Raw genomic sequence first — 25,923 nt, forward strand, 5'->3', positions numbered from 1 at the left:
GCCTCAGCGGCCCAGACGCCCGCGGACCATGCCCACGAGCGAATTGAGTTCCTCGATGCGCATCCGGCGGGCGGCCCCGAAGAAGACGCCGAGCAGGACGGCACCACCGGCGATCAGCGCGGCGAAGGAACCGACGACGCCCTGGCCGAGGGTGTGTCCGATGCCGTAGCAGGCCGCGCCGCTGAGCAGGGCCGCCGGCACCGAGGCGATGCACAGGCGCGCGTACGTCCGCATCACCCGGGTGCCGTCCAGGTCACCGCCGAGCCGCTTGCGCAGCCGCCGCCAGGCGACGCCCACACCGATCGCGTAGGCGAGGCCGTACGCGGCCGCCATGCCGGCCACGGCCCAGCGGGCGGGCAGCAGGACGTAGCAGAGCGCTGAGGCGCCCGCGTTGACGGCGGCGACGATGACGGTGTTGTAGAAGGGCGTGCGGGTGTCTTCGTACGCATAGAAGGCGCGCAGGACGACGTACTGCACCGAGTACGGGATCAGGCCGAGGCCGAAGGCCATCAGCATGTATCCCATTTTGGTGGCCTCGCCGGTGCCCGAGGGGCCGAAGATCAGCGTGCACATCGGGATGCCGAGCGCGAGGAAGCCGAAGGCGATCGGCACGATGGCGACCGCGGTGGTCCGCAGGCCCTGGGAGATGTCGTCGCGGACCGCCCCGCCGTCGTCCTCGGCGGCGGAGCGCGAGATGCGCGGCAGCAGGGCGGCCATGAGGGACACCGTGATGATGGCCTGCGGAAGGCCCCAGATCAGCTGGGCGTTGGCGTAGGCGGCGAAGCCGGTGCCGGCGACACCGGAGTCCTTGCCGGCCGCCGTGGACAGCTGGGTGACGATCATGGCGCCGGCCTGGTTGGCGAGGACGAACAGGACCGTCCACTTGGCGAGCATCGCGGCCTTGCCCAGGCCGTGGCCGCGCCAGTCGAACCGCAGCCGGATCCGGAAGCCCGTCTCGCGCAGGTAAGGGATCATCGCCAGCGCCTGGACGACCAGACCGAGCAGCACACCGATGCCGAGTAGGCGCTGGCCCTCCGGCGGGATGTTCGTGACCTTCATGTGGGAGTCGGCGGCGGTGCCGTAGACCCAGATGAACATGCCGAGCGTCACGATGATGACGATGTTGTTCAGGACCGGGGTCCACATCATCGCGCCGAACTTGCCGCGGGCGTTGAGGATCTGACCCATCACCACATGGATGCCCATGAAGAAGATCGAGGGCAGGAAGTAGCGAGTGAAGGTGACCGCCACATCGTTGGCCGCCGGGTTGGTCGCGATCGGGTTGGACAGCAGCCGTACCAGCAGCGGGGCCCCGAACATCGCGAGACCGGTCAGTGCGGCCAGGGCCACCATCACCAGGGTCAGCAGACGGTTGGCGAAGGCCTCGCCGCCGTCGTCGTCCTCCTTCATCGCGCGCACCAGCTGTGGCACGAAGACGGAGTTGAGACCGCCGCCGACGGTGAGGATGTAGATCATCGTCGGCAGCTGGTAGGCGACCTGGAAGGAGTCACCGAGAACGTCGAGGCCGAGCGCCGAGACGATCAGCGCCGAGCGGACGAAGCCGGTGAGGCGGGAGACCATCGTGCCCGCCGCCATCACGGCACTGGACTTCAGCAGGCCGGCGGCCTTGCCGCCCTTCTTCGCGGGTGCGGCGGGGGCCGCTGGAGCCGCTGCTGGCTCGGGTTCCGCCTCCTGGTACGGGCCGACCGGATCCAGCGCCGTGGCCGGGGCGGGCACGGGCGGCTGCACCGGGTTCCCCGGGGCGGCCGGGTAGGAGGCCGCGGCGTACGGGTTGCCCTGCTGGGGGCCCTGGCCGGGTGCCGGCGGGTACGGGCCGGCGGAACCGTACCCGGTACCTGGAGCGGTGGCCGGCTGGGAGTAGCCGGGCGGATCCATGGGCGCGTGCCCACCGCCCTGCTGCTGGTCCTTGAAGAGATGGGCGAAGGCGTCCGGTTCGTGGCGCTCCTCGCCCGAGTGCGTGACCAGGTCGTCCACGCCCACGAACTCGGTCGTGCGCGGGTCGTCGCCGTACGGCAGGTACGGGGCCGGGCCCTCCGGTTCCGGCGCCGGCGTCTGGGCCCACACCCGGGGGTCGGGCGCGTACGGCGACTGGGCGGGCTGTCCGTAGAGCGGCTGCTGTCCGTAGCCGTCCTGAGTGGGCGGCGGGTGCGCGGCGCGGTCGTAGAGCGCCTCGGCGACCGGGTCCTGGGCGGCGAGGTCGTGCCCCCGGTAGGGGTCCTGGTCGTAGGCGTCCTGGAGGTACATGTCCGCTGCTTGCTGCGGTACCTGACCGGGCTCCGGCGGTGTCTCGGGGTAGCCCGAGCCGGCCGCGCCCTGGCCGCGATCACCGTCGTACGGCGCGTTCATGCTTACCCCACCTCATCGTCCCTGGCCCCACCGGCCACGACATCGCTCAACGGTCCACTCTCTCACCCGTCCCGGAGGGGTCGGGGCTTTCCGGTGCGGTGTCCGGCGCAGGGTCACTCGGGTGCTCCCGGTCGTCTGCCCCGGCGGGAGAGGCGGAATCCTCCGGTTCTTCCGGGAGACGGTCGGCGGGGGCGTCGGGGTTCCCGGACCCGTCGGCGGCCTGCTCCGCCGCGTCGGGACCGTTCTCCTCCGGCCGGCGGGCGGATGCCCGTTTGCGCTGGGTGTACATCCGGAAACCGGCGAGGACGAGGAGGAGCACGCCACCGCCGATGACCAGCATCACAGTGGGGGTGATCTCGGTGACCTTCACGTCGAAGCTCACGGGGTCGCCGTACTTCTGGCCGTCCTCGGTGTACAGCTGGGCGATCACCGTGACCCGGCCGTTGGCGTTGGCCGAGGTGGTGAACTTCACGGACTGGCTGTGCCCCCCGGAGATCTCCACCGGCTGCTCGGAGTAGGCCTTGCCGCCGATCTTCAGCCGGGTCGGCATGGTCGAGGTGAGGCGCAGGACCAGATGGCCGACCGGCTGGACGAGGTTGTTCTGGACGGTCACCGGGATGGTCGCGCTGCGTCCGGAGAGCTTGGTCTCCGACTTGTCGATGAGCTTGACCTGGTCGGCCAGCTCGTCGAGCCACCCCTCCACACCGTCGCGGTAGCTCTGCGCGTGCCAGCTCCCGCCGCGCCACGACGTGGACATCTCACGGTTTATGGCCCGTCCGAACGGTGTGACGACGCGGGACTGGTCGGAGAGGATCACCTGGAAGCTGTCGAGCTTGTCCTGGGTGCGTGCGATCTGCTCGAAGGCCGTCCGCGGCAGTTCCTGCCCGCGCAGGGAGGAGGGGTAGGCGGACCCCGACGGGATGCGCGTGGTGGCGTTCGGGTCGGGCCTGTCCTTGGCCGCTGCGGAGAGGTCCTGGGACTCGGACCAGTTCCCCTCCTGGAGCGCCTTCAGCGCCGCCGCCATCGCCTGTGCCTGGCTCCCGGTGGGCATGCGCTGCGGGGCGACGACGATGCTGCGCTGCTTGTCCGTCTGCGCGTTCACCTCGAGGCTCTGCGCCAGGAACTGCTGCACGGCGAGCGTGGCCGAGTCCGCCTTCGTGAGGTCGCCCTCGAAGGCCGTGGAGAGCCGGGCGTCGGAGACCACCGCCGTGGTGCCGCCGCCGACCGGGCGGGCGGCGGAGGGCGTGTACGGCAGCCCGGCGGTCTCCTGGAGGCTGTCGCTGCGGGCGATGACACGATCGGCCCCTGCGGAGGTGGCGACCTTCATGATCGCCGGGTCCACGGCCCCCTCCACCGGCCAGGCGAAGTCCGTGCTCGGTGTGACGTGGAGCACGGTCTTGACGGTGATGGCGGCGACGTCGGTGGCGTCCTTGAGGTGGCTGAGGGAGCCGGTGACGCTGGTGCCGTTGTGTGCCAGGGAGGCGAGGTCCGGGTCGGCGAACGGCAGCGCGACGACCTCCTTGCCCGCCACCGCGTCCTGCAGGTTCGCCAGCCACTGCTTGGCGAGGGCCTGGTGGTCCTTCGGGCCGGGCTTGGTGGTGTGGTTGTCCCCCGGCAGCCGGTAGTTGCCGGTCGCCATCCTGTCCACCGAGGCCAGCAGGTCCGGGTCGATCACCCAGGTGACGTCCAGGTCCTTGCCCAGCTCCACCATCTGGGCCAGCCGGCCGCCCGGCGTCAGTTCCTTGGCCAGGTCGTCGTTGAGGAACACCGGCGTCTGGAGCTCACCGGCGCCCGTCTTGGCCGTCATGTGGACCGTGGAGATCAGCGGCCACAGGTAGGTCGTCTTCGTCTTGGTGTCGGCCTCGGACGGCTGCCACGGCAGGAACGTCCGCTGGATGCCGAGCATCTGGTCCCAGGGCTGGGCGGCCGTCCTGCCGGAGAGGGAGACACCGAACTCGTACACGCCGTCGCCGCCGAGGTCGAGCTTGTCCACGGGGACGGAGATGCTGAAGTGCTCCGCGACACCGGGGGCCAGCTTGGCGAACTTCTCCACGTACTTGCCGCCGACCTCGGAGCCGGTGTCGCCGGTCAGGTCGTCGGAGTGCTGCGCGACGGAGTCGATGCCCGAGCGGGTGTCCAGCATGGGGCCCACCCGCAGGTCCACGTGGGCGCCGGTGACGGTCTGCCTGCCGTTGTTGGTCACGGTGCCGGACACGGTCAGCGTGTCCCCGTCGGTGGGGGCGCTGGGGGTCAGTGAGTCCAGGGCGACGGACACCGTGTCCGAGGAAGCGGCCTGGGCGGGCGCCGCGGAGGGCAGCTGCAGCAGCCCGGCCAGCAGCGGCGCACCAGCGAGCAGCGCGCCGGCGCGTCGCAGCCACCGGCGGGCAGGTGAGGCACTGGTCCCCTGGAATTCAGCCGCCTCGGCCACGCGCTCGCCCGTCCCTCGTCGTCGTCAGTGGTCGTCGGAATGTGCGTCCACGCATGGTAACGATGCGCGCCGAGGGGAAGTGCCGCGGTCTCCGTCACAAGATCGAGAAACACAGGCGTCCCGTCCTCTATATCCAGTATCGAGGGGAGAGCTTCCGTACGCCTCGAGGGCAGTGCTTGTGACGGGTATGCCAGGAGCTGTCCGCGCCCCTGCCGGCAGGCTGCCATCTGGATCACCTGGAGGGCGCCCCTGGTCACAAATGGAGGGCGTCCCAGGTCGCCGCGGCACGTACCCTCTTCTGTTGTGCCGAACCCGAACGAAGACACTTCCTCTGCCCTGAGCCAGGCGCAGCAGCGCGCGGTCGCCGAGCTGCTGCGGGTGGCGCCCGTCGCCGACGATCTCGCCCGCCGATTCCAGGCGGCCGGGTTCTCCCTCGCCCTGGTCGGCGGGTCGGTGCGTGACGCGCTGCTCGGCCGGCTCGGCAACGACCTGGACTTCACGACCGACGCCCGCCCCGAGGACGTTCTGAAGATCGTCCGCCCCTGGGCGGACGCCGTCTGGGAGGTCGGTATCGCCTTCGGCACCGTCGGCGCGCAGAAGGACGGCTACCAGATCGAGATCACCACCTACCGGTCGGAGGCCTACGACCGCACCTCGCGCAAGCCCGAGGTGTCGTACGGGGACTCCATCGAGGAGGATCTGGTCCGCCGGGACTTCACGGTCAACGCGATGGCCGTGGCACTGCCGGAGAAGGATTTCATCGACCCGCACGGAGGCCTTGAGGATCTCGCGGTGCGCGTGCTGCGGACGCCGGGCACGCCGGAGGAGTCCTTCTCGGACGATCCGCTGCGGATGATGCGGGCCGCTCGGTTCGCCGCCCAGCTGGACTTCGCGGTCGCCCCCGAGGTCGTCACCGCGATGACGGACATGGCCGGGCGTATCGAGATCGTCTCGGCCGAGCGGGTCCGGGACGAGCTGAACAAGCTGATCCTCTCCGCGCACCCGCGCAAGGGGCTGGGCCTCCTCGTCGAGTCCGGGCTCGCCGACCATGTGTTGCCCGAACTGCCGGCGCTGCGCCTGGAGCGGGACGAGCACCACCGGCACAAGGACGTCTACGAGCACACGCTGATCGTCCTGGAGCAGGCCATCGCCCTGGAGGAGGACGGTCCCGACCTCACCCTGCGGCTGGCCGCACTGCTGCACGACATCGGCAAGCCGCGCACGCGCCGCTTCGAGAAGGACGGTCGGGTCTCGTTCCACCACCACGAGGTGGTCGGCGCCAAGATGACCAAGAAGCGCATGACCGCCTTGAAGTACTCCAACGAGCTGGTGAAGGACGTCTCACGGCTGGTCGAACTGCACCTGCGGTTCCATGGCTACGGCACCGGGGAGTGGACGGACTCGGCGGTGCGCCGCTACGTCCGTGACGCGGGCCCGCTGCTGGACCGCCTGCACAAGCTGACCCGCTCGGACTGCACCACGCGCAACAAGCGCAAGGCAGCCGCACTGTCCCGGGCCTACGACGGCCTGGAGGAGCGCATCGCCGAGCTGCAGGAGCAGGAAGAGCTGGACGCGATCCGCCCGGACCTCGACGGCAACCAGATCATGGAGATCCTGGGGGTCGGCCCGGGCCCTGTCGTCGGCAAGGCGTACAAGCACATGCTGGAGCTGCGGCTGGAGAACGGGCCGATGGAACACGACGCGGCGGTGGCGGCCCTCAAGGAGTGGTGGGCCGAGCAGAGCTGATCTCTGCCGGGCCGGACGGAGCGATGTTTCACGTGAAACACCCCGCCCGGATCAGAACGCCGTAGGGGCGATGTTTCACGTGAAACATCGCCCCTACGCATGTTCAAGCGCTACTTCTTGTTGTCTCCGAGGCAGAGGACAAAGGAGTCGCTGCCTTCCTTCCACTCGATGGCAGCGGTCGTTCCCTGGACCGACTGGCAGGCGAGCATGGAGAGGCTGGTGCTGCCGTCCTTCTTGAGCACCTTGTAGTCCGCCTTGGCATCGCTGCAGTCCAGCTGCTCGATGTTCGGTTCCTTGTCGGTTCCCTTGTTCGTCAGGCAGTCGCCCACAGCCAGCTTCTGGGTGTCGTCGTTGTGGCTGTTGAGGTAGCCGCCGGCCGCCGCGATAAGGCCGACGACGATGATGCCTATGCGCACGTACAGCTTGACGTTGCGCTTCGGCCGCTGAGGAGGCACCGGTGCGTACGGTGCCGTGCCCTGCTGGGGGAAGCCGGGCTGGCCCGGCTGCTGCGGGTAGCCGCCCTGCGGAGGGTACGGAGCCTGGGGCTGGCCGTACGCCTGCTGGCCCTGTGCGAATGGGTTCTGGCCCTGGGGCGGCGGAGTCGTCACTTGGGTGTCCCCCTAAGAGAGTTGGTGAGCAGCGCACATAAGCGGCGCGTAAGACGCACGTAAGTTACCGGGCTCCACTGACACTTCTGTGACCGAGGGGGGCTCTGTGGCTTTGATGTGACACTCACCGGTGTTCAAAGCGGGCCATAGCCCCAGCAACTGCCCCGTAGATGACGGCGACTGTGATGACCAGCGTTGGCGAGCGTCCGTCCGGCGGCAGCATCAGGGCCGCCACTCCGGCCGCTCCGACGAAGGCCACGTTGAACAGCACGTCGTACACGGAGAAGATCCGGCCGCGGAAGCCGTCGTCCACGGAGGCCTGGACGATCGTGTCCGTGGCGATCTTCGCGCCCTGGGTGATCAGACCGAGGACGAAGGCCGCCACCAAGAGGGGGCCGGTGGCGAACGGGAGGCCGAGGGCGGGCTCCAGCACGGCCGCGGCGCCGGAGCACACCACGATCCAGCGCCCGGGCCTGAGGCGTCCCGCCGCCCACGGCGTCACCGCGGCAGCGGCGAAGAATCCCGCACCCGACAGCGCCAGCGCGAGCCCGAGCAGCCGGAGCCCGTCCTCCGGACTCGCGGAGAGGGCGTACCGGCACAGCATCAGCAGAAGGACAAGGAGCGCGCCGTAGCAGAAGCGCATCAGCGTCATCGCTGCCAGCGCCCATGCCGCTTCCCTGCGCCGCGGCGCGGCCAGATGACGGACGGCCGCCATGAGTTCGCGTGCCGTCGCGGCGAGGGCGGTGGCCATGTGCGGCCGTACCTGCTGCCGGTCGGGACCGAGGAGCGCGGGAGGCATGGTCAGGGAGGCCAGGCTTGCGCACAGATAGAGGAAGGCGCCGAGGAGTACCACCGCCGCGTCGGAGCCGGACGCCACGAGCCGTACGGCGAAGGCGAGACCGCCGCCCGCGGTCGCGGCGAGTGTTCCGGCTGTCGGCGACAGCGAGTTGGCGAGCAGAAGACGCTCGGCGTCCACCACGCGCGGCAGGGACGCGGACAGCCCGGCGAGGACGAAGCGATTGACGGCCGTGATGCAGAGCGCGGAGACGTAGAAGAGCCAGTCGGGGACCTGGCCGGCCATCAGTGCGGCGGTGATCGCGGCCAGCAGAGCGCGCAGCAGGTTGCCGTAGAGGAAGACCTGCCGGCGGCGCCAGCGGTCCAGCAGGACGCCCGCGAACGGGCCGACCAGCGAATAGGGGAGCAGCAGGACGGCCATCGCCGAGGCGATGGCGGTGGCCGAGGTCTGTTTCTCCGGGGAGAAGACGACGTAGGCGGCGAGTGCGACCTGGTAGACACCGTCGGCGCCCTGGGACAGGAGGCGGATGGAGAGCAGGCGTCGGTAGTACCGCAGGCGCAACAGGACGCGCAGGTCACGGACGACGGGCATGGAGCACAGCCTCACACATGCGGAAGGTCCCCGGGTCGGGGAACCCGGGGACCTTCACAGCCCTGGCAGGAGCGTTCTGGAGCGAGCGGTCGCCCTTGGGCGGCAGTGCTCAGCGCCGTGTCGAGCTAGCGCTCGACCTCGCCGCGGATGAACTTCTCGACGTTCTCGCGGGCCTCGTCGTCGAAGTACTGGACCGGCGGGGACTTCATGAAGTAGGAGGACGCCGACAGGATCGGGCCGCCGATGCCGCGGTCCTTGGCGATCTTCGCGGCGCGCAGGGCGTCGATGATGACACCCGCGGAGTTCGGGGAGTCCCAGACCTCGAGCTTGTACTCCAGGTTCAGCGGGACGTCACCGAAGGCGCGGCCCTCGAGGCGGACGTAGGCCCACTTGCGGTCGTCCAGCCAGGCCACGTAGTCGGACGGGCCGATGTGCACGTTCTTCTCGCCGAGGTCCCGGTCGGGGATCTGGGAGGTGACGGCCTGCGTCTTGGAGATCTTCTTGGACTCCAGGCGCTCGCGCTCGAGCATGTTCTTGAAGTCCATGTTGCCGCCGACGTTCAGCTGCATCGTGCGGTCCAGGATCACACCGCGGTCCTCGAACAGCTTCGCCATGACGCGGTGCGTGATGGTGGCGCCGACCTGGGACTTGATGTCGTCACCGACGATCGGCACACCGGCCTCGGTGAACTTGTCCGCCCACTCCTTGGTGCCGGCGATGAAGACCGGGAGGGCGTTGACGAAGGCGACCTTGGCGTCGATCGCACACTGGGCGTAGAACTTCGCCGCGTCCTCGGAGCCGACCGGCAGGTAGCAGACCAGGACGTCGACCTGCTTGTCCTTGAGGACCTGGACGACGTCGACCGGCTCGGCGTCGGACTCCTCGATGGTCTGGCGGTAGTACTTGCCGAGGCCGTCGAGGGTGTGGCCGCGCTGCACGGTGACACCGGTGGAGGGCACGTCGCAGATCTTGATGGTGTTGTTCTCGGAGGCGCCGATCGCGTCCGCCAGGTCGAGGCCGACCTTCTTGGCGTCGACGTCGAACGCGGCGACGAACTCGATGTCGCGCACGTGGTAGTCACCGAACTGCACGTGCATCAGGCCGGGGACCTTCGACGCCGGGTCGGCGTCCTTGTAGTACTCGACTCCCTGCACCAGCGACGCGGCGCAGTTGCCCACGCCGACGATGGCTACGCGAACCGAACCCATTCCGGTTGCTCCCTGTGTGTACGAGTGAGGCCCTGAGTGGGTCTCACGTGGCGGTGTCGCCGGGCGTATCCGTGCGGGGGGTGTCCCCGCGACGGGGCAGGCCGCCCGTCGATCCAGTGGTGGTGTCCTGCTGAGCGGGCCCCCCGGACGCGGAACGCTTGAGATCCCGCCCGGCCCGCTCGCTCTCGATGAGCTCGTTCAGCCAGCGCACTTCGCGCTCCACGGACTCCATTCCGTGGCGCTGGAGCTCAAGTGTGTAGTCGTCGAGGCGCTCCCGCGTGCGCGCCAGGGAGGCACGCATCTTCTCCAGGCGCTCCTCCAGGCGGCTGCGCCGGCCCTCCAGCACGCGCATGCGCACATCGCGCGACGTCTGCCCGAAGAAGGCGAAGCGTGCCGCGAAGTGCTCGTCCTCGTACGCGTCGGGGCCGGTCTGCGAGAGCAGCTGCTCGAAGTGCTCCTTACCTTCTGCCGTCAATCGGTACACGATCTTCGCTCGGCGTCCGGCGAGAGGAGCGGGGTCCTCATGGGCGCTGCCCGGTTCCTCGATCAACCAGCCGTTGGCGACCAGCGTCTTGAGGCAGGGATACAGCGTTCCGTAGCTGAACGCCCGGAACACACCCAGGGACGTGTTGAGTCGTTTGCGCAGCTCATAGCCGTGCATCGGGGACTCGCGCAGCAGGCCGAGCACGGCGAACTCGAGGATGCCGGAACGTCGGCTCATCGTCGCCTCCTCTCGGTCCCGCTGATCGCTCATGCGGGTCTCGCAGTGCCTCTCAGCGTCTTTATCTCGCGCTGATGTATCGACTCGATACATCAAGACGATAGAACGGCCGTCCGCAGGCGACAAGAGGGACGGTGGTGAACGGGATCACATCACCGATTCATACGGTGCGGGTTGCCTGTTTTGGGGTGAACTTCGGGGCTCGGCTGGTTTTGGTGGTGCGTAGTCTGTGCGGCATGCAATCCACCGGGAACCAAGTGACGCCCGGGGAGCGTCGTCGTCCCCGGTGCAGTACGGGTGAATGCGGGACCGACCACATCCGTACTTCGGGGGGACCGGAAACCAGCCGCCGTTCCAGGCGCGCACGGGTGCGCCTGCCCGAGGAGTAATCGTTCGATGAGCGAGCACCGTCGCAAACCGCCGCAGCCGCAGGGAGGCGGACGTGCCGCGGCCCGACGCGGCCAGTCCGGTTCGTCCTCCGGTCGCCGTGCGGCACCGCGAGGCGCCACCGGGTCTCCTGCCGACTCCTATGGGTCCAGTTCCTATGGGTCGGGTGCCAGCGGTCCGGGAGGTGAAGAGCGTGCCTACGGCGGCCGTGCCGAGGCCCGCCGAGCGGCACAGAGAGGCAGCCGCCGCAGAGGCGCGGACAACGCCGGTCCGGGTGGCCGGCGCGACGCTCCCGGCGGCCCGAACGGTCCCGGGCGCGGCAGAGGCCGCGCGTCGACCGCTCCCGGCAAGAAGCGGCTGATCGACTATCCCCGAGCCGGAAAGTACGGCTGGCGCCGCTGGGTGCCGTCCTGGAAGCTCGTCTCCGGGCTGTTCATCGGCTTCATCGGCAGCCTGGTCGCGCTGGTCGGTGTGGGCTACGCGATGGTCTCGATCCCCAACGAGAACGACGCCGCCAAGTCCCAGAACAACGTCTACTACTGGGCCGACGGCAAGCAGATGGTGGCCACCGGCACCGGCGTCAACCGCCAGAACGTCGACATCTCCCAGATTCCCGACGCCATGCAGTGGGCCGTGATCTCGGCCGAGAACAAGAGCTTCTACCAGGACTCGGGTGTGGACCCCCAGGGGCTGCTGCGCGCCGTGGTCAACATGGCGCGAGGTGGTCAGACCCAGGGTGGTTCGACGATCACCCAGCAGTACGTGAAGAACACGTACCTGAGCCAGCAGCAGACCCTCACGCGTAAGTTGAGGGAGATGTTCATCTCCATCAAGGTGGGGACGAAGCTCGACAAGAAGCAGATCCTGCAGGGCTACCTGAACACCTCGTACTTCGGCCGGGGCGCGTACGGCATCCAGGCGGCCGCGCAGACGTACTACGGCAAGAACGCCGTGGACCTCACGCCGAGCCAGTGCGCCGTGCTCGCGGCACTGCTCAAGGGCCCGACGTACTTCGACCCGGCGGGCAACGCGGACCTCGACCAGTCGGCGACCGCGGATGCCAACAAGAAGCGCTCGATGGATCGCTGGGCGTGGATCCTCGAGCAGATGCACAACGATCACCACCTGACTGACGACCAGTACCAGAAGGCCAAAGCGCAGTACCCCATGCCCGACGGCCGCAAGGCGACCAGGGGCATGACCGGCCAGATCAGCTACCTGGTCGACACGGCGAAGAAGTACGTCCTCGCGCACTCCGACATCACGGAGGCGCAGTTCGACCGCGGTGGCTACCAGATCTACACGACCTTCCAGAAGGACAAGGTCAACGAGCTGACCGCGGCCGTGAAGAAGGTCCAGGCGACACGCCTCGATCCGAAGCATCGCAGCCTGGACAAGTACGTGCAGTTCGGCGCCGCCTCGGTGAAGCCCAAGGACGGTGCGATCGTCGCCCTCTACGGCGGTGACGGCTACGAGAACGGCCACTTCACCAACAACGCCGACACCTCGGGTGTCCCCGTCGGTTCGACGTGGAAGCCGTTCGTGCTGGCCGCGGCCATGAAGTACGGCACGTACAACTCGGACGGCGTCGGTATCTCGCCACTGAGCAAGTACAACGGCGACGACCACCTCAAGGTCCGCAAACCGGATGGGTCGTATTACCTCAACAAGGACAACTCGATCTTCTATCAGAACAACGAGTCTCCTCACCCGTGGGGGTACATCACCCTTCGCAAGGCGATGGAGCAGTCCATCAACACGCCGTTCGTGCAGCTCGGTGTCGATGTGGGCATGACGCACGTCCGGGATGTGGCGAAGGCGGCCGGCATACTCCCCCAGAGCATGTCGGTGGACCTCAACCCGTCGTTCGCGATCGGTACGTCGACTCCGAGCGCGATCCGCATGGCCGACGCCTACGCCACGTTCGCCGCGTCCGGTGAGCAGACGGACCCGTACTCGGTGACGGCCGTGAAGACCAACGGCGCGGACGCGCCCAGCTTCGTCAAGCCCAAGCCGGCCCTCAAGGAGGCGATCGACCCGGACATCGCCAACAACGTCACGGACGTCCTGCAGAACGTGATCCAGAACGGTACGGGTCAGAAGGCCAAGGCTCTCGGGCGTACGGCGGCGGGCAAGACCGGTACCACCGACAGCAACAAGTCGGCCTGGTTCGTCGGCTACACCCAGCAGCTGTCCACCTCGGTGGCGATGTTCCGCGAGAACCCGAAGGACCACAGGCTGCTGTCCATGAACGGTACGGCCGGTGTCCCGTCGATCCACGGTGGTGACATCCCGACGCTGGTGTGGACCGAGTACATGCAGGCCGCGCTCAAGGGAGCCAATGACCTCGGCTTCCCGAACGCCACCGAGATCGGCAAGGTCCAGGACGAGCCCGGTGCCCCGTCCCCGACCCCGACGGTCAGCATTACGCCGAGCCAGACGCCGAGCGACTCGCCGAGCCCGTCGGCCAGCGAGCCGTCCACGACGCCCTCGCCGTCGGCGAGCCAGACGTGCAACGGCTGGAGCTGGAAGTGCGACACCACCGGAGGCACGAACACGGGCGGCACCGATGGAGGCCCGTCGCCGGCACCCAGCGTCTCGGATACGTCCGGGACCGGAGGTAACACCCGGGGTAACGGCAACGGCAACGGAGGCATCTTCGGTGGTCCCACCGGTTAGCCGCCTGGCCTGACCGGTTGGCGGCCAAATGGTCCGCCAAGGGTGTTTCACGTGAAACATGGGCCGTCGCACCCCCCGGGTGCGGCGGCCCTCGGCGCTTTCCTAGACAGGTACGGCAGGATGTGCCCCATGCCCAGTGCAGAGATGACGCCCGCGAGCATGCACGAGCCCGAGCCCGTGCGGCCCGCCATGGCAGAACCGGTGCGGCCGACCAGTGAGGACGAGCTCGCCCGGGCCGGCAGTGAGCTGATCGGCGGCCCCCTGGGGCGACGCGCGCTGCTCGGCACCTCCTGGTGGACCCCCGTTCGGGTGGTCGCGCTCGTGGCGATCGGCATGTTCGCCCTCGGCCTGGTCCAGAAGGCGCCCTGCTACAACAGCGCCTGGTTCTTCGGCGCGAGCAGCCAGTACACGAAGGCCTGCTACTCGGACATCCCGCACCTCTACCAGGGCCGCGGTTTCGCCGACCATCTCGTGCCGTACTTCGACAGACTCCCGGACGACATGTCCGGCGGCATGAGCTACCTCGAATACCCGGTGCTGACCGGTGTGTTCATGGAGGTGGCGTCCTGGCTGACCCCGCACAGCGGCACCCTCCAGTACCAGGAGCAGTGGTACTGGTTCGTCAACGCCGGGATGCTGTTGGTGTGTGCGGCTGTCCTCGCCGTCTGTGTGGCCCGCACCCACCGTCGGCGCCCCTGGGACGGCCTGCTGGTCGCCCTGGCGCCCGCCCTCCTGCTCACCGCGACCATCAACTGGGACCTGCTGGCGGTGGCGCTCACGGCCGCCGCGATGCTGATGTGGTCCCGGAGCCGTCCGGTCGCCTTCGGCGTCCTCCTGGGCCTCGCCACGGCCGCCAAGCTCTACCCCGTGTTCCTGCTGGGACCGCTCTTCGTGCTGTGCTGGCGGGCCGGCAAGTGGCGGGAGTACGCCCAGGCCGTGGGCGGCGCGGCGATCGCCTGGCTCCTGGTGAACGCGCCGGTCATGCTCTTCGCCTTCCAGGGCTGGTCGAAGTTCTACACGTTCAGCCAGGAACGGGGCGTCGACTTCGGCTCGTTCTGGCTGATCTGGGCGCAGAACTCCAGCAGTCCGCCGAGTACGGGCTTTGTGAACGCCGCCGCGATGGTGCTGGTGGTGCTGTGCTTCCTCGGCATCGCCGCGCTGGCGTTCACCGCACCGCGCCGGCCGCGCTTCGCCCAGCTGGCCTTTCTGATGGTGGCGGCCTTCATCCTCACCAACAAGGTCTACTCCCCGCAGTACGTCCTGTGGCTGGTGCCGCTGGCGGTCCTCGCCCGGCCCAAGTGGCGTGACTTCCTGATCTGGCAGGCCGGCGAGGTGGCGTACTTCCTGGGCATCTGGATGTACCTCGCCTACACGACCAGCGGCGATGCCCACAAGGGTCTGCCGACGCACGGCTACCACTGGTCGATCGTGCTGCACCTGGCGGGCACGCTCTACCTGTGCGCCGTCGTCGTACGGGACATCCTCATGCCGGAGCGGGACGTGGTGCGCCGGTCCGGCGACGACGATCCGTCGGGCGGGGTGCTCGACGGCGCGCAGGACGTCTTCGTGCTCGGCGCGGCAGCCCATCCGCCGCGGCACGCCGCCCACTTCGAGGGACCTCAGGTGGACTGGGGGATGCCGGAACCACCGTCTCCCGAGCGTCGTTCACTCTGAGCGAACGCGCCGTAGGAAGGGCATGAAGAAGGCCGTACACGCGGGGTGCGTGTACGGCCTTCTCGCTGACCTGGGCGGGATTCAGCGGTCCACGAGCCGGTCGAACTGCGTGGTGGTGTGCCGCAGATGGGCCACCAGCTCGTCGCCGACCTTCGGCTCCGGGGCGTCCGAGGGGACGAACAGAATCGACACCTGCATGTGCGGCGGCTCGGCGAACCAGCGCTGCTTGCCGCCCCAGACGAACGGAGAAAGGTTCCGGTTGACCGTGGCGAGGCCGGCCCGTGCGACGCCCTTGGCGCGCGGCATGACGCCGTGGAGGGCCTTCGGGGCCTCCAGGCCCACCCCGTGCGACGTACCGCCCGCCACGACCACCAGGAAGCCGTCGGAGGCGGCCTTCTGCTGCCGGTAGCCGAACCGGTCGCCCTTGGCCACGCGCGTCACGTCCAGTACGGCACCGCGGTACTCGGTGGCCTCGTGGTCCCCCAGCCACAGCCGTGTGCCGATGCGGGCACGGAACCGGGTCTGCGGGAACTGCTGCTGGAGCCGGATGAGTTCATCGGCCTTGAGGTGGCTGACGAACATCGTGTGCAGCGGCAGCCGGGCCGCGCGCAGCCGGTCCATCCAGCCGATGACCTCCTCGACCGCGTCCGAGCCGTCGGTGCGGTCCAGCGGCAGATGGATGGCGAAGCCCTCCAGCCGGACGTTCTCTATGGCCTGGTGCAGCTGGGGCAGGTCCTGCTCGCTGATGCCGTGCCGCTTCATCGAGGACATCACCTCGATGACGACACGAGCGCCGACGAGGCCGTACACGCCGTCGATCGACGACACCGAGCGCACCACCCGGTCGGGCAGCGGAACGGGCTCCTCGCCGCGCCGGTACGGCGTCAGCACCAGCAGGTCACCGCCGAAGAAGTCCTTGATGCGCGCGGCCTCGTAGGTCGTGCCGACGGCGAGCAGGTCCGCGCCCAGCCGCGTGGCCTCCTCCGCCAGCCGTTCGTGCCCGAAGCCGTAGCCGTTGCCCTTGCAGACCGGGACGAGTCCCGGGAACTGCTCCTGCACGTGCTTGTGGTGCGCCCGCCAGCGCGCGGTGTCGACGTAGAGCGTGAGCGCCATGGCCGGACCCGGAACCTTTCTCGTGGCTGCGGTGTGTCAGAGGTGGGAGAGCTGTGAACCCTATGGAATCAAACGCCCGCGGCTCAGCGGCGCGACATGTAGATGTCGAGCGCCTTGTGGAGCAGCTTGTTGAGCGGGAAGTCCCACTCGCCGAGGTACTCGGCGGCCTGCCCGCCGGTGCCGACCTTGAACTGGATCAGGCCGAACAGGTGGTCCGTCTCGTCCAGCGAGTCGGAGATGCCGCGCAGGTCGTAGACGGTGGCGCCGAGCGCGTAGGCGTCGCGCAGCATCCGCCACTGCATCGCGTTCGAGGGCCGGACCTCACGGCCGATGTTGTCGGAGGCGCCGTAGGAGTACCACACGTGCCCACCGACGATCAGCATCGTCGCCGCCGAAAGGTTCACGCCGTTGTGGCGGGCGAAGTACAGCCGCATGCGGTTGGGGTCCTCGGTGTTGAGGGCCGTCCACATGCGCTGGAAGTACGACAGCGGGCGGGGCCGGAAGTGGTCGCGCACAGCGGTGATCTCGTACAGCCGCTGCCACTCGGCCAGGTCCTGGTAGCCGCCCTGGACGACCTCGACGCCGGCCTTCTCGGCCTTCTTGATGTTGCGGCGCCACAGCTGGTTGAAGTTCTTGTGCACCTCTTCCAGGGAGCGATTGGCCAGCGGCACCTGGAAGACATAGCGCGGCTGTACGTCGCCGAAGCCGGCGCCGCCGTCTTCGCCCTGCTGCCAGCCCATGCGGCGCAGCTTGTCGGCCACCTCGAAGGCGCGCGGCTCGATGAAGTCGGCCTCCATGTCACGCAGGCGCTTGACGTCCTGGTCCTGGATGCCCTTCTTGATGGTCTCCGCGTTCCAGCGCCGGATGATCACCGGCGGGCCCATCTTCACGGAGAAGGCGCCCTGCTGCTTCAGGTGCGCCAGCATCGGCTGGATCCAGTCGTCCAGATTCGGCGCGAACCAGTTGATGACCGGGCCCTCGGGAAGATAGGCGAGATAGCGCTTGATCTTGGGCAGCTGGCGGTAGAGGACCAGGCCCGCACCGACCATCTCGCCGGTGCGCTCGTCGAACCAGCCGAGGTTCTCCGAGCGCCACTCCGCCTTCACATCGGCCCAGGCCGGGACCTGCATGTGGCTCGCCGCCGGCAGGCTCTGGATGTACGCCAGATGTTGCTCGCGGCTGATGGTCCTCAGGGTCAGGCTCATGTCGGGGCGCTCCTCGGGCTGGTGTGTCCCCATGGGTACAGGGGCTCCGGCTCTCGCGCCGAAGCCTACTGCGCCGTCCGAGCGCCCCGACTGGGCGTACGGCTTAGAAGAGGCCGCCGAACAATCCGCCGTTCGCCATGCTGATGAGGAAACCGACTCCCGAGGCGCCCATACCGATCACCAGCCCGAAGCGCTCTCGCGTGGTCACCGAGATCCACTGTCCGTAGATGCCGACGGCCAGTCCCACCAGCCCCGTCCACGAGGACAGCAGGTGCAGGCCGTGGAAGAAGGACGTGATGAAGGACAGGACGCCGAGCACGAGCGTCGCCGCCGTCAGGGCGTCCTGCAGCGGACGGCGCTTGCCGTCCGTGGCGAAGAGGGAACCGGCGATATTGGGATGCAATGCCTGTGCCATGGGCACCTCCTGCGGAAGACGGCGCACAGTAGCGCCGTACACACCCGACGTGTACAGGGTGACGGTCCTCACGGGCGGATTTCAACCGGAAGCGGGTGTGCGGGTAGTCTGTACCGTCTGCACTGGTGTCTGCCCACGCCTGCCCAGGTAACACTGCGGGATCCCTCAGAGGCCCCCGATTGTCAGTGGTGGCCGATACCGTTGCGTACGCATCACAACCCTCCTGCCACGGAACGACCGTGGCCGCTGAGTCCAAAGGAGGTGGGTTCCACATGCGTCACTACGAGGTGATGGTCATCCTCGACCCCGATCTCGAGGAGCGTGCGGTCTCCCCGCTGATCGAGAACTTCCTGTCCGTCGTCCGTGACGGTGGCGGCAAGGTTGAGAAGGTCGACACCTGGGGCCGTCGTCGTCTCGCCTACGAGATCAAGAAGAAGCCCGAGGGCATCTACTCGGTCATCGACCTGCAGGCCGAGCCTGGGGTCGTCAAGGAGCTCGACCGCCAGATGAACCTGAACGAGTCGGTCCTCCGGACCAAGGTCCTCCGCCCCGAGATGCACTGAGCCTTCGCGCTCAGCTGATCTCGGGATTCGAGTAGCAAGCAAGCAGCCAGAGCAAACCCGCCGAGAGGTTCCCCATGGCAGGCGAGACCGTTATCACGGTCATCGGCAATCTTGTCGATGACCCCGAGCTGCGCTTCACCCCGTCCGGTGCGGCGGTCGCGAAGTTCCGCGTCGCGTCCACTCCCCGCACCTTCGACCGCCAGACGAACGAGTGGAAGGACGGCGAGAGCCTGTTCCTGACCTGCTCGGTCTGGCGGCAGGCGGCGGAGAACGTCGCCGAGTCGCTCCAGCGAGGCATGCGCGTCATCGTGCAGGGCCGGCTGAAGCAGCGGTCCTACGAGGACCGTGAGGGCGTCAAGCGCACGGTCTACGAGCTGGACGTCGAGGAAGTCGGCCCCAGCCTGCGCAACGCCACGGCCAAGGTCACCAAGACCGCCGGTGGCGCTCGCGGTGGCCAGGGCGGTTACGGCGGCGGTGGCGGCCAGGGTGGCGGTGGCTGGGGCGGAGGCCCCGGCGGCGGCCAGCAGGGCGGCGGCGCTCCGGCCGACGACCCGTGGGCGACCGGCGCTCCCGCCGGTGGCCAGCAGGGTGGCGGCGGCTGGGGCGGAGGCTCCGGCGGCGGTGGCGGCTACTCGGACGAGCCCCCCTTCTAGGTCCTCGGACCAAGGGCGGGGCCGTACCCCAAACTTCTTGATCACACAGGAGAAACACCATGGCGAAGCCGCCTGTGCGCAAGCCGAAGAAGAAGGTCTGCGCTTTCTGCAAGGACAAGGTCACGTACGTGGACTACAAGGACACGAACATGCTGCGGAAGTTCATTTCCGACCGCGGCAAGATCCGTGCCCGCCGCGTGACCGGCAACTGCACGCAGCACCAGCGTGACGTCGCCACGGCCGTCAAGAACAGCCGTGAGATGGCGCTGCTGCCCTACACCTCCACCGCGCGATAAGGGAAGGGTGACCGACTCATGAAGATCATCCTCACCCACGAGGTCACCGGCCTCGGTGCCGCGGGCGACGTCGTCGACGTCAAGGACGGTTACGCTCGCAACTACCTGATCCCGCGGAAGTTCGCCATCCGCTGGACCAAGGGCGGCGAGAAGGACGTCGAGCAGATCCGCCGCGCCCGCAAGATCCACGAGATCCAGACCATCGAGCAGGCCAACCAGGTGAAGGCCCAGCTCGAGGGCGTCAAGGTCCGCCTGGCCGTCCGCTCCGGCGACTCCGGCCGTCTCTTCGGTTCCGTCACCCCGGCCGACATCGCGTCCGCGATCAAGGCTTCCGGTGGCCCCGAGGTCGACAAGCGCCGCATCGAGCTGTCCGCCCCGATCAAGACCCTGGGCGCCCACGAGACGTCCGTGCGTCTGCACCCCGAGGTTGCCGCCAAGGTCAACATCGAGGTCATCGCGGCGTGACGCTGCGCTCGGTTTGAGCAGCTGAGAGAGGGGCCGTCCCTGGCGGGGCGGCCCCTCTTCGCAGCTGGCGTCGGCATTCTCTATGCGCGGACGCGGCATGTTTCACGTGAAACCGGGACGGGGTGGCCCCGCCGATCCGTTCAGCGGGTGGCGCCCGTGACGATCCAGCGACCCGAGCGCGTGCGCAGCCACAGGGTCAGCATGCGGATGGTCATCATCAGTGTCATGGCGGCCCACAGCGCGGTGAGGCCGCCGCCGAGGGTGGGGACGAGCAGGGCGACCGGAGCGAACACTGCGAGGGTGACGACCATGGCCCCGGCCAGGTACGGCCCGTCACCGGCGCCCATCAGGACTCCGTCCAGCACGAAGACGATCCCGCAGATGGGTTGGGACACCGCCACCATCAGCAGCGCGGGCAGCGCCGCGTCCCTGACCCCGGAGTCACTGGTGAACAGCGGCAGGAACAGCGGACGGGCGGCCACCACGAGCAGACCGAGGACCACACCGGTCACGATGCCCCACTGCACCATGCGCCGGCAGGCCTCACGCGCTCCTTGTGCGTCGTTCGCACCGAGATGGCGGCCGATGATGGCCTGTCCTGCGATCGCTATCGCGTCGAGAGCGAAGGCGAGCAGGCTCCACAGGGACAGGATGATCTGGTGAGCGGCGATTTCGGCGTCACCCAGACGCGCCGCGACCGCGGTTGCGATCATCAGGATGGCCCGCAGTGACAGCGTGCGGACCAGGAGTGGAACGCCTGCCTGTGCCGAGGCCCGGATTCCGGGGGCGTCCGGGCGCAGGGAAGCTCCGTGCCGACGGGCCCCACGTACGACCACGGTCAGATAGACGGCCGCCATGGCGCACTGGGTGATGACCGTGCCCCAGGCCGAACCGGCGATGCCGAGCCCGGCGCCGTAGACGAGTCCCGCATTGAGGGCTCCGTTGGCGACGAAGCCCGCGACGGCGACATAGAGCGGGGTTCTGGTGTCCTGCAGTCCGCGGAGGACTCCCGTTGCGGCCAGGACGATCAGCATGGCCGGGATCCCCAGAGAGGAGACGCGCAGATACGTCGTGGCGTAGGGGGCCGCGGTCGTGGAGGCGCCGAACAGATCCACGATGACGGGAGCCAGCGGAAGGACGACGGTGATGACGGCGATGCCGAGCAGCAGCGCCAGCCAGATGCCGTCCATGCCCTGGCGGATCGCAGCCCGCAGATCGCCGGCGCCGACGCGCCGGGCCACCGCGGCGGTGGTGGCGTAGGCGAGAAAGACGAAGACACTCACTGCGGTGGTGAGCAGGGCCGAGGCGACGCCGAGACCGGCGAGTTGGGCGGTCCCGAGATGGCCGACGATGGCACTGTCCGCCATGACGAAGAGAGGCTCGGCGACGAGTGCGCCGAAGGCCGGGACGGCCAGCGTGACGATCTCTCTGTCGTGCTGTCGTCGGGTGGCCTTGGGTATCGCTGGAGCCTGTGTCATGAGCACTAATCTAATCGTCCACAGGTAAGCGATGCAATTGCCGACTGACCCTTACTTCTTCTCTTGTGGTGTGTCCTTTCGCGCACCGTTCGAAGCGATCTTGGCCCGACTGGGGAAGTTTTTCTTCTGCACAGCCGGTGGACGGTAAAGGTGCAGGTCAGAGCGATCTTGTGAGCGGAAGCGAGGGCTTGTTCACAGGGCTGTCCACCGGGTCGTGCACAGGTTTCGGTGAGTTCTCCACAGCATCCGGGCCGTCGTCCACATGGCCTGTGGATAACCAGATTGGCTGACGGTGCCGACGGGCCTACCGTTGTCCGGCGCCCGCTCCTTCCCTCGGCCCGGAAAGCGTCCCTTCCGCGGCCCGGGAACCGTCACAGATCCGACGCGTCGGAACCGGAGTTGGGCCTCTCATTTGTCAGTGTCGTGCCGTACAAAAGAGGACACGGCGAGGTCCGCCATGCGGACGGGAGGAGGTGGCTCGGTGAGCATTTCCGAGCCCTTGGACGATCCGTGGGCCGATGCCGGACCCAGTGATCGTCTGCCCGCCTCCCGTCGACGCGGTGAAGGCGGCCGGGGTCGTGACGAACAGCACGACCGGGGCCGGGAGAACGCCTCCTGGGACGGCGGGAGTCCCTCCTTCGAGCGCGTGCCACCGCAGGACCTGGACGCCGAACAGTCGGTGCTGGGCGGCATGCTGCTGTCCAAGGACGCCATCGCCGACGTCGTCGAGATCCTCAAGGGCCACGACTTCTACAAGCCCGCGCACGAGACGATCTACCAGGCGATCCTGGACGTCTATGCCAAGGGCGAGCCGGCCGACCCCATCACCATCGCCGCCGAACTGACCAAGCGCGGCGAGATCAACAAGGTCGGTGGGGCGGCGTATCTGCACGGCCTCGTCCAGACCGTGCCCACGGCCGCCAACGCCGAGTACTACGCGGAGATCGTCCACGAGCGGGCGGTGCTGCGCCGCCTGGTCGAAGCGGGTACTCGCATCACGCAGATGGGATACGCGGCCGACGGCGACGTGGACGAGATCGTCAACCGCGCCCAGGCCGAGATCTACGCCGTCACCGAGCAGCGCACCAGCGAGGACTATCTGCCGCTCGGCGACATCATGGAAGGGGCCCTCGACGAGATCGAGGCGATCGGCTCGCGCAGCGGCGAGATGACCGGTGTGCCGACCGGCTTCACGGACTTCGACTCGCTGACGAACGGTCTGCACCCGGGCCAGATGATCGTCATCGCCGCCCGGCCCGCCATGGGTAAGTCGACGCTCGCACTGGACTTCGCGCGGGCCGCCTCGATCAAGCACAACCTGCCGAGCGTCATCTTCTCCCTCGAGATGGGCCGCAACGAGATCGCCATGCGGCTGCTGTCCGCCGAGGCCCGGGTCGCGCTGCACCACATGCGGTCCGGCACGATGACCGACGAGGACTGGACCAGGCTCGCCCGCCGTATGCCGGACGTCTCGGCCGCGCCGCTCTACATCGACGACTCCCCCAACCTGTCGATGATGGAGATCCGCGCCAAGTGCCGGCGCCTGAAGCAGCGCAACGACCTGAAGCTGGTCGTCATCGACTACCTCCAGCTGATGCAGTCCGGCGGCTCCAAGCGCGCCGAGAGCCGTCAGCAGGAGGTCTCGGACATGTCCCGTAACCTCAAGCTGCTGGCCAAGGAACTGGAGATCCCGGTCATCGCGCTCTCCCAGCTCAACCGTGGCCCCGAGCAGCGCACGGACAAAAAACCGATGGTCTCCGACCTGCGTGAGTCGGGGTCCATCGAGCAGGACGCCGACATGGTCATCCTGCTGCATCGCGAGGACGCCTACGAGAAGGAGTCCCCGCGCGCGGGCGAGGCCGACCTGATCGTGGCCAAGCACCGTAACGGCCCCACGGCCACCATCACGGTCGCCTTCCAGGGTCACTACTCGCGCTTCGTGGACATGGCCCAGACCTGATCCGGAAGCCGGCCCGGGGAGGATGCAGTCCCCTCGGCAAATGAACTCGACGTCCGCCGCCCCAGCAGCTGAACTGGGCGCATGACTTCACCTCAGGAAGAGCTGCTCCCCGAAACGCGCCGTGCCCTGCTGCACCGGATCGCCGTCGCCCAGGCCGAGGGGCGGGCGCCGTCCCTGGTCGCGACCGTGGTGCGGGGCGGGCAGGCCGTGTGGCACGGGGCGCGGACCTCGGTGGACGGGCACGGGCCGGACGAGAACGTGCAGTACAGGATCGGGTCCATCACCAAGACCTTCACCGCCGTCCTGGTGATGCGGCTGCGCGACGAGGGCCTGCTCGACCTCGGTGACCCGCTGGAGAAGCATCTGCCCGGCACCGGCGCGGGCGAGGCGACGATCGCCGAACTGCTCGCCCACACCGCGGGGTTGGCTGCGGAGTCGCCCGGTCCCTGGTGGGAGCGGACTCCGGGCACCCTGCGCCCGGAACTGAGCGATGTGCTCGGCGAGCAGCCCCTTCTGTATCCGGTCGGCCGGCGGCACCACTACTCCAACCCCGGCTACACGGTGCTCGGCGCGCTGGTGGAGGAGCTGCGAGGCGCTCCGTGGGAGGAGGTGCTGCGCAGCGAGATCCTCGAACCGCTCGGGCTGCACCGTACGAGCACGCAGCCCCAGGCCCCGCATGCCGGTGGATGGGCCGTCCATCCGTGGGCGGACGCGCTGCTGCCGGAGCCGCTTGAGGACTTGGGCAGGATGGCACCAGCCGGTCAACTGTGGTCGACCACCGGCGACCTGGCGCGGTTCGCCGCGTTTCTGGCCACGGGTGACGACCGGGTGCTGGGTGCGGAGTCGGTGCGGGAGATGCGCACGCCTGCGGCGCCCGCCGAGGCGGCGGATGTGCTGGACGGGGCCACGTACGGACTCGGTCTGCAGATCCAGCGCCGTGACGGCCGGCTGCTGGTCGGCCACTCCGGTTCGCTGCCGGGCTTCCTGGCGAACCTCACCCTCAGCGTGGAGGACGACGTGGCCGCGGTGGTGCTCGCCAACTGCACCAGTGGCCCGCTGCTGGGAGGGGTGGGGGCCGACCTGGTACGGGTCGTCGCCGAGGCCGAGCCGCGGATTCCTGAGCCGTGGCGGCCGCTGCGCGAGGTCGATCCTGCGGTCCTGGAGCTGGCGGGGCAGTGGTACTGGGGGACCAACGCCTTCGGTCTTCGGGTGACCGCGGACGGCCTTCTCGCGCTCGGCCCGCTGACCGGCAGCGGCCGACGCTCTCGCTTCAGCTCCAACAGTGACGGTACCTGGACGGGACTGGAGGGTTACTTCGCCGGGGAGCTGCTGCGGCCGGTACGGCGCCCGGACGGGTCCCTGACCCATCTCGACCTCGGCTCGTTCGTGTTCACGCGGCAGCCCTACGACCCCGAGGCGCCGGTCCCCGGCGGTGTGGACCCGAAGGGGTGGCGGGGCATCGGCTAGGCCTTGACGGCACAGGGGGTGTGTTTCACGTGAAACACACCCCCTGTGGTGTTCCTCGTGTCCGGGGCCGCGTCAGAGCGGCAGTTTGAATCCCTCGTGCGTGGCGCTGAAGCCGAGGCGTTCGTAGAAGCGGTGGGCGTCGGTGCGTGTCTTGTCGGACGTCAGCTGCACCATCCGGCAATCCAGCCGACGGGCGGTGTCGATCGCCCACTCGATCAGCCTGGTGCCCAGCCCGCTGCCCCGTTCATCCGGGTGGATGCGGACGGCCTCGATGAGAGCGCGGGTCGCGCCCTTGTGGGAGAGCCCCGGGATGACCGTGAGCTGAAGCGTCCCGATCACGCGGTCTTCGCGGACGGCCACGACGAGGTGCTGGTTCGGGTCGGCTTCCAGACGTTCCAGCGCGGCCCGGTACGGGGCCATGTCGTCGGGGGACTCGCGCCGGGCGCCGAGCGGATCGTCGGCGAGCATCGCGACGATCGCCGGAAGGTCATCGTCGGTCGCTCGCCGTATTTCAAGATCTCCCATGCGTGCACCCTACGCCGGTGCGTTCAGTGACTCCACGACCCGTACCAGTGGGGCCAGTTCGGGGTTGCGGGAGGCGTCGTCCAGGGCCTCACGCAGGGCGGCGTCATTGGTGGGGCGCGCCTCCTCCAGCAGTCGCAGGCCCGCCTCGGTGACGTTGGTGTAGATGCCGCGCCGGTCGGTGGGGCACAGGTAGCGCTCCAGGAGGCCGCGGTCCTCCAGCCGGGTCACCAGGCGGGTGGTGGCGCTCTGGCTGAGGACGACCGCGTCGGCGACCTGCTTCATCTGCAGATGGCCCCCTTCGCCGTCGTGCTGGCGGCTCAGCACATCGAGCAGCGAGTACTCGCGCACGCTCAGGTCGTGCTTCGCCTGCAGGGCGCGCTCGATGTGTGCCTCGATCCTTCCATGCAGGGCAGAGAGGGCGCACCAGCCCTGGGCGAGGGCAGTGAGCGCGGGGTCCGTCGCTGTCATTGGCGTTCTCCTCCGTCCCGGAGCGGCTGCATCAAGGGTAGAGCAAGTCCGCAATAGTGCGCGTTTGCATTTAGCCCGCGTCTGCAACTATTGTGGACGCACGCAAAGCG

General features: G+C 68.6%; 21 protein-coding genes. 9 read left to right on the plus strand and 12 right to left on the minus strand.

All coding sequences use genetic code 11. The annotated features are described in order from the left end of the window. Nucleotides 1-3 precede the first annotated feature (3 nt). Nucleotides 4-2,367 (minus strand): murein biosynthesis integral membrane protein MurJ, encoded by a 2,364-nt coding sequence (gene murJ / locus FB563_RS14335; protein WP_055707469.1) that lies wholly within the window; start codon nucleotides 2,365-2,367, stop codon nucleotides 4-6. A 46-nt stretch (nucleotides 2,368-2,413) separates the two neighbouring features. Next, nucleotides 2,414-4,795, minus strand: a complete 2,382-nt coding sequence (locus FB563_RS14340; protein WP_055707470.1) for a DUF6049 family protein — start codon at nucleotides 4,793-4,795, stop codon at nucleotides 2,414-2,416. Nucleotides 4,796-5,098: 303 nt separating this feature from the next. On the opposite strand from FB563_RS14340, the gene FB563_RS14345 reads away from it, so the two are divergent. After that, complete coding sequence (locus tag FB563_RS14345; protein ID WP_055707471.1) at nucleotides 5,099-6,541, plus strand: CCA tRNA nucleotidyltransferase; 1,443 nt, start codon at nucleotides 5,099-5,101, stop codon at nucleotides 6,539-6,541. A 110-nt stretch (nucleotides 6,542-6,651) separates the two neighbouring features. Here FB563_RS14345 and FB563_RS14350 read toward each other — a convergent pair whose 3' ends face one another. From FB563_RS14350 to FB563_RS14365, 4 genes are all read right to left on the minus strand, one after another. Next, nucleotides 6,652-7,149 (minus strand): LppU/SCO3897 family protein, encoded by a 498-nt coding sequence (locus tag FB563_RS14350; RefSeq protein ID WP_055707472.1) that lies wholly within the window; start codon nucleotides 7,147-7,149, stop codon nucleotides 6,652-6,654. Nucleotides 7,150-7,273: 124 nt separating this feature from the next. After that, complete coding sequence (locus FB563_RS14355; protein WP_055707473.1) at nucleotides 7,274-8,536, minus strand: MFS transporter; 1,263 nt, start codon at nucleotides 8,534-8,536, stop codon at nucleotides 7,274-7,276. 125 nt (nucleotides 8,537-8,661) lie between these two features. Continuing rightward, a complete protein-coding gene (locus FB563_RS14360; protein ID WP_055707474.1) occupies nucleotides 8,662-9,744 on the minus strand; it encodes an inositol-3-phosphate synthase in 1,083 nt (360 codons plus the stop codon). A 43-nt stretch (nucleotides 9,745-9,787) separates the two neighbouring features. Then, on the minus strand, nucleotides 9,788-10,465 hold the full coding sequence (locus FB563_RS14365; RefSeq protein WP_055707475.1) for a PadR family transcriptional regulator: 678 nt from the start codon (nucleotides 10,463-10,465) through the stop codon (nucleotides 9,788-9,790). A gap of 789 nt (nucleotides 10,466-11,254) precedes the next feature. On the opposite strand from FB563_RS14365, the gene FB563_RS14370 reads away from it, so the two are divergent. Together FB563_RS14370 and FB563_RS14375 are read left to right on the plus strand one after the other, a co-directional pair. Continuing rightward, a complete protein-coding gene (locus FB563_RS14370) occupies nucleotides 11,255-13,531 on the plus strand; it encodes a transglycosylase domain-containing protein (RefSeq protein ID WP_055707476.1) in 2,277 nt (758 codons plus the stop codon). Between the two features lie 129 nt (nucleotides 13,532-13,660). Further along, the gene (locus tag FB563_RS14375; protein ID WP_199832883.1) at nucleotides 13,661-15,205 is read left to right on the plus strand and encodes a glycosyltransferase family 87 protein; all 1,545 of its coding nucleotides are present in this window, start codon (nucleotides 13,661-13,663) and stop codon (nucleotides 15,203-15,205) included. 81 nt (nucleotides 15,206-15,286) lie between these two features. On the opposite strand, the gene FB563_RS14380 is transcribed toward FB563_RS14375, so the two are convergent. The 3 genes from FB563_RS14380 to FB563_RS14390 form a co-directional block, all read right to left on the minus strand. Then, nucleotides 15,287-16,318 carry an alanine racemase gene (locus FB563_RS14380; RefSeq protein ID WP_055707477.1) on the minus strand — a complete coding sequence of 344 codons (1,032 nt, stop codon included), beginning with the start codon at nucleotides 16,316-16,318 and terminating at the stop codon, nucleotides 15,287-15,289. An 83-nt stretch (nucleotides 16,319-16,401) separates the two neighbouring features. Next, on the minus strand, nucleotides 16,402-17,523 hold the full coding sequence (gene femX / locus FB563_RS14385; protein ID WP_055707478.1) for a peptidoglycan bridge formation glycyltransferase FemX: 1,122 nt from the start codon (nucleotides 17,521-17,523) through the stop codon (nucleotides 16,402-16,404). A gap of 103 nt (nucleotides 17,524-17,626) precedes the next feature. Beyond that, on the minus strand, nucleotides 17,627-17,938 hold the full coding sequence (locus tag FB563_RS14390; RefSeq protein WP_055707479.1) for a hypothetical protein: 312 nt from the start codon (nucleotides 17,936-17,938) through the stop codon (nucleotides 17,627-17,629). A gap of 272 nt (nucleotides 17,939-18,210) precedes the next feature. On the opposite strand from FB563_RS14390, the gene rpsF reads away from it, so the two are divergent. From rpsF to rplI, 4 genes are all read left to right on the plus strand, one after another. After that, nucleotides 18,211-18,501 (plus strand): 30S ribosomal protein S6, encoded by a 291-nt coding sequence (rpsF, locus tag FB563_RS14395; RefSeq protein WP_055707480.1) that lies wholly within the window; start codon nucleotides 18,211-18,213, stop codon nucleotides 18,499-18,501. 74 nt (nucleotides 18,502-18,575) lie between these two features. Then, nucleotides 18,576-19,154: a single-stranded DNA-binding protein gene (locus FB563_RS14400; protein ID WP_030640108.1), complete on the plus strand. Its 579-nt coding sequence runs from the start codon at nucleotides 18,576-18,578 to the stop codon at nucleotides 19,152-19,154. A 59-nt stretch (nucleotides 19,155-19,213) separates the two neighbouring features. Then, nucleotides 19,214-19,450, plus strand: coding sequence for a 30S ribosomal protein S18 (gene rpsR / locus FB563_RS14405; protein WP_003949403.1), 237 nt, complete (start codon nucleotides 19,214-19,216; stop codon nucleotides 19,448-19,450). Nucleotides 19,451-19,468: 18 nt separating this feature from the next. Continuing rightward, on the plus strand, nucleotides 19,469-19,915 hold the full coding sequence (rplI, locus tag FB563_RS14410) for a 50S ribosomal protein L9 (RefSeq protein WP_023548640.1): 447 nt from the start codon (nucleotides 19,469-19,471) through the stop codon (nucleotides 19,913-19,915). A 140-nt stretch (nucleotides 19,916-20,055) separates the two neighbouring features. On the opposite strand, the gene FB563_RS14415 is transcribed toward rplI, so the two are convergent. Beyond that, nucleotides 20,056-21,393 (minus strand): MATE family efflux transporter, encoded by a 1,338-nt coding sequence (locus FB563_RS14415; protein ID WP_055707496.1) that lies wholly within the window; start codon nucleotides 21,391-21,393, stop codon nucleotides 20,056-20,058. A gap of 481 nt (nucleotides 21,394-21,874) precedes the next feature. On the opposite strand from FB563_RS14415, the gene dnaB reads away from it, so the two are divergent. Both dnaB and FB563_RS14425 read left to right on the plus strand, forming a co-directional pair. Then, on the plus strand, nucleotides 21,875-23,353 hold the full coding sequence (dnaB, locus tag FB563_RS14420; protein ID WP_055707481.1) for a replicative DNA helicase: 1,479 nt from the start codon (nucleotides 21,875-21,877) through the stop codon (nucleotides 23,351-23,353). Nucleotides 23,354-23,434: 81 nt separating this feature from the next. Continuing rightward, nucleotides 23,435-24,820, plus strand: a complete 1,386-nt coding sequence (locus tag FB563_RS14425) for a serine hydrolase domain-containing protein (RefSeq protein ID WP_055707482.1) — start codon at nucleotides 23,435-23,437, stop codon at nucleotides 24,818-24,820. Between the two features lie 72 nt (nucleotides 24,821-24,892). Here the strand turns inward: FB563_RS14425 and FB563_RS14430 are convergent, their stop codons facing one another. Together FB563_RS14430 and FB563_RS14435 are read right to left on the minus strand one after the other, a co-directional pair. Further along, nucleotides 24,893-25,345, minus strand: a complete 453-nt coding sequence (locus FB563_RS14430; RefSeq protein ID WP_055707483.1) for a GNAT family N-acetyltransferase — start codon at nucleotides 25,343-25,345, stop codon at nucleotides 24,893-24,895. Between the two features lie 9 nt (nucleotides 25,346-25,354). Continuing rightward, nucleotides 25,355-25,813: a MarR family winged helix-turn-helix transcriptional regulator gene (locus FB563_RS14435; protein WP_055707484.1), complete on the minus strand. Its 459-nt coding sequence runs from the start codon at nucleotides 25,811-25,813 to the stop codon at nucleotides 25,355-25,357. Nucleotides 25,814-25,923 lie beyond the last annotated feature (110 nt).

It is taken from the genome of Streptomyces puniciscabiei, from assembly GCF_006715785.1.
GTDB classification, from domain to species: Bacteria; Actinomycetota; Actinomycetes; order Streptomycetales; family Streptomycetaceae; genus Streptomyces; species Streptomyces puniciscabiei.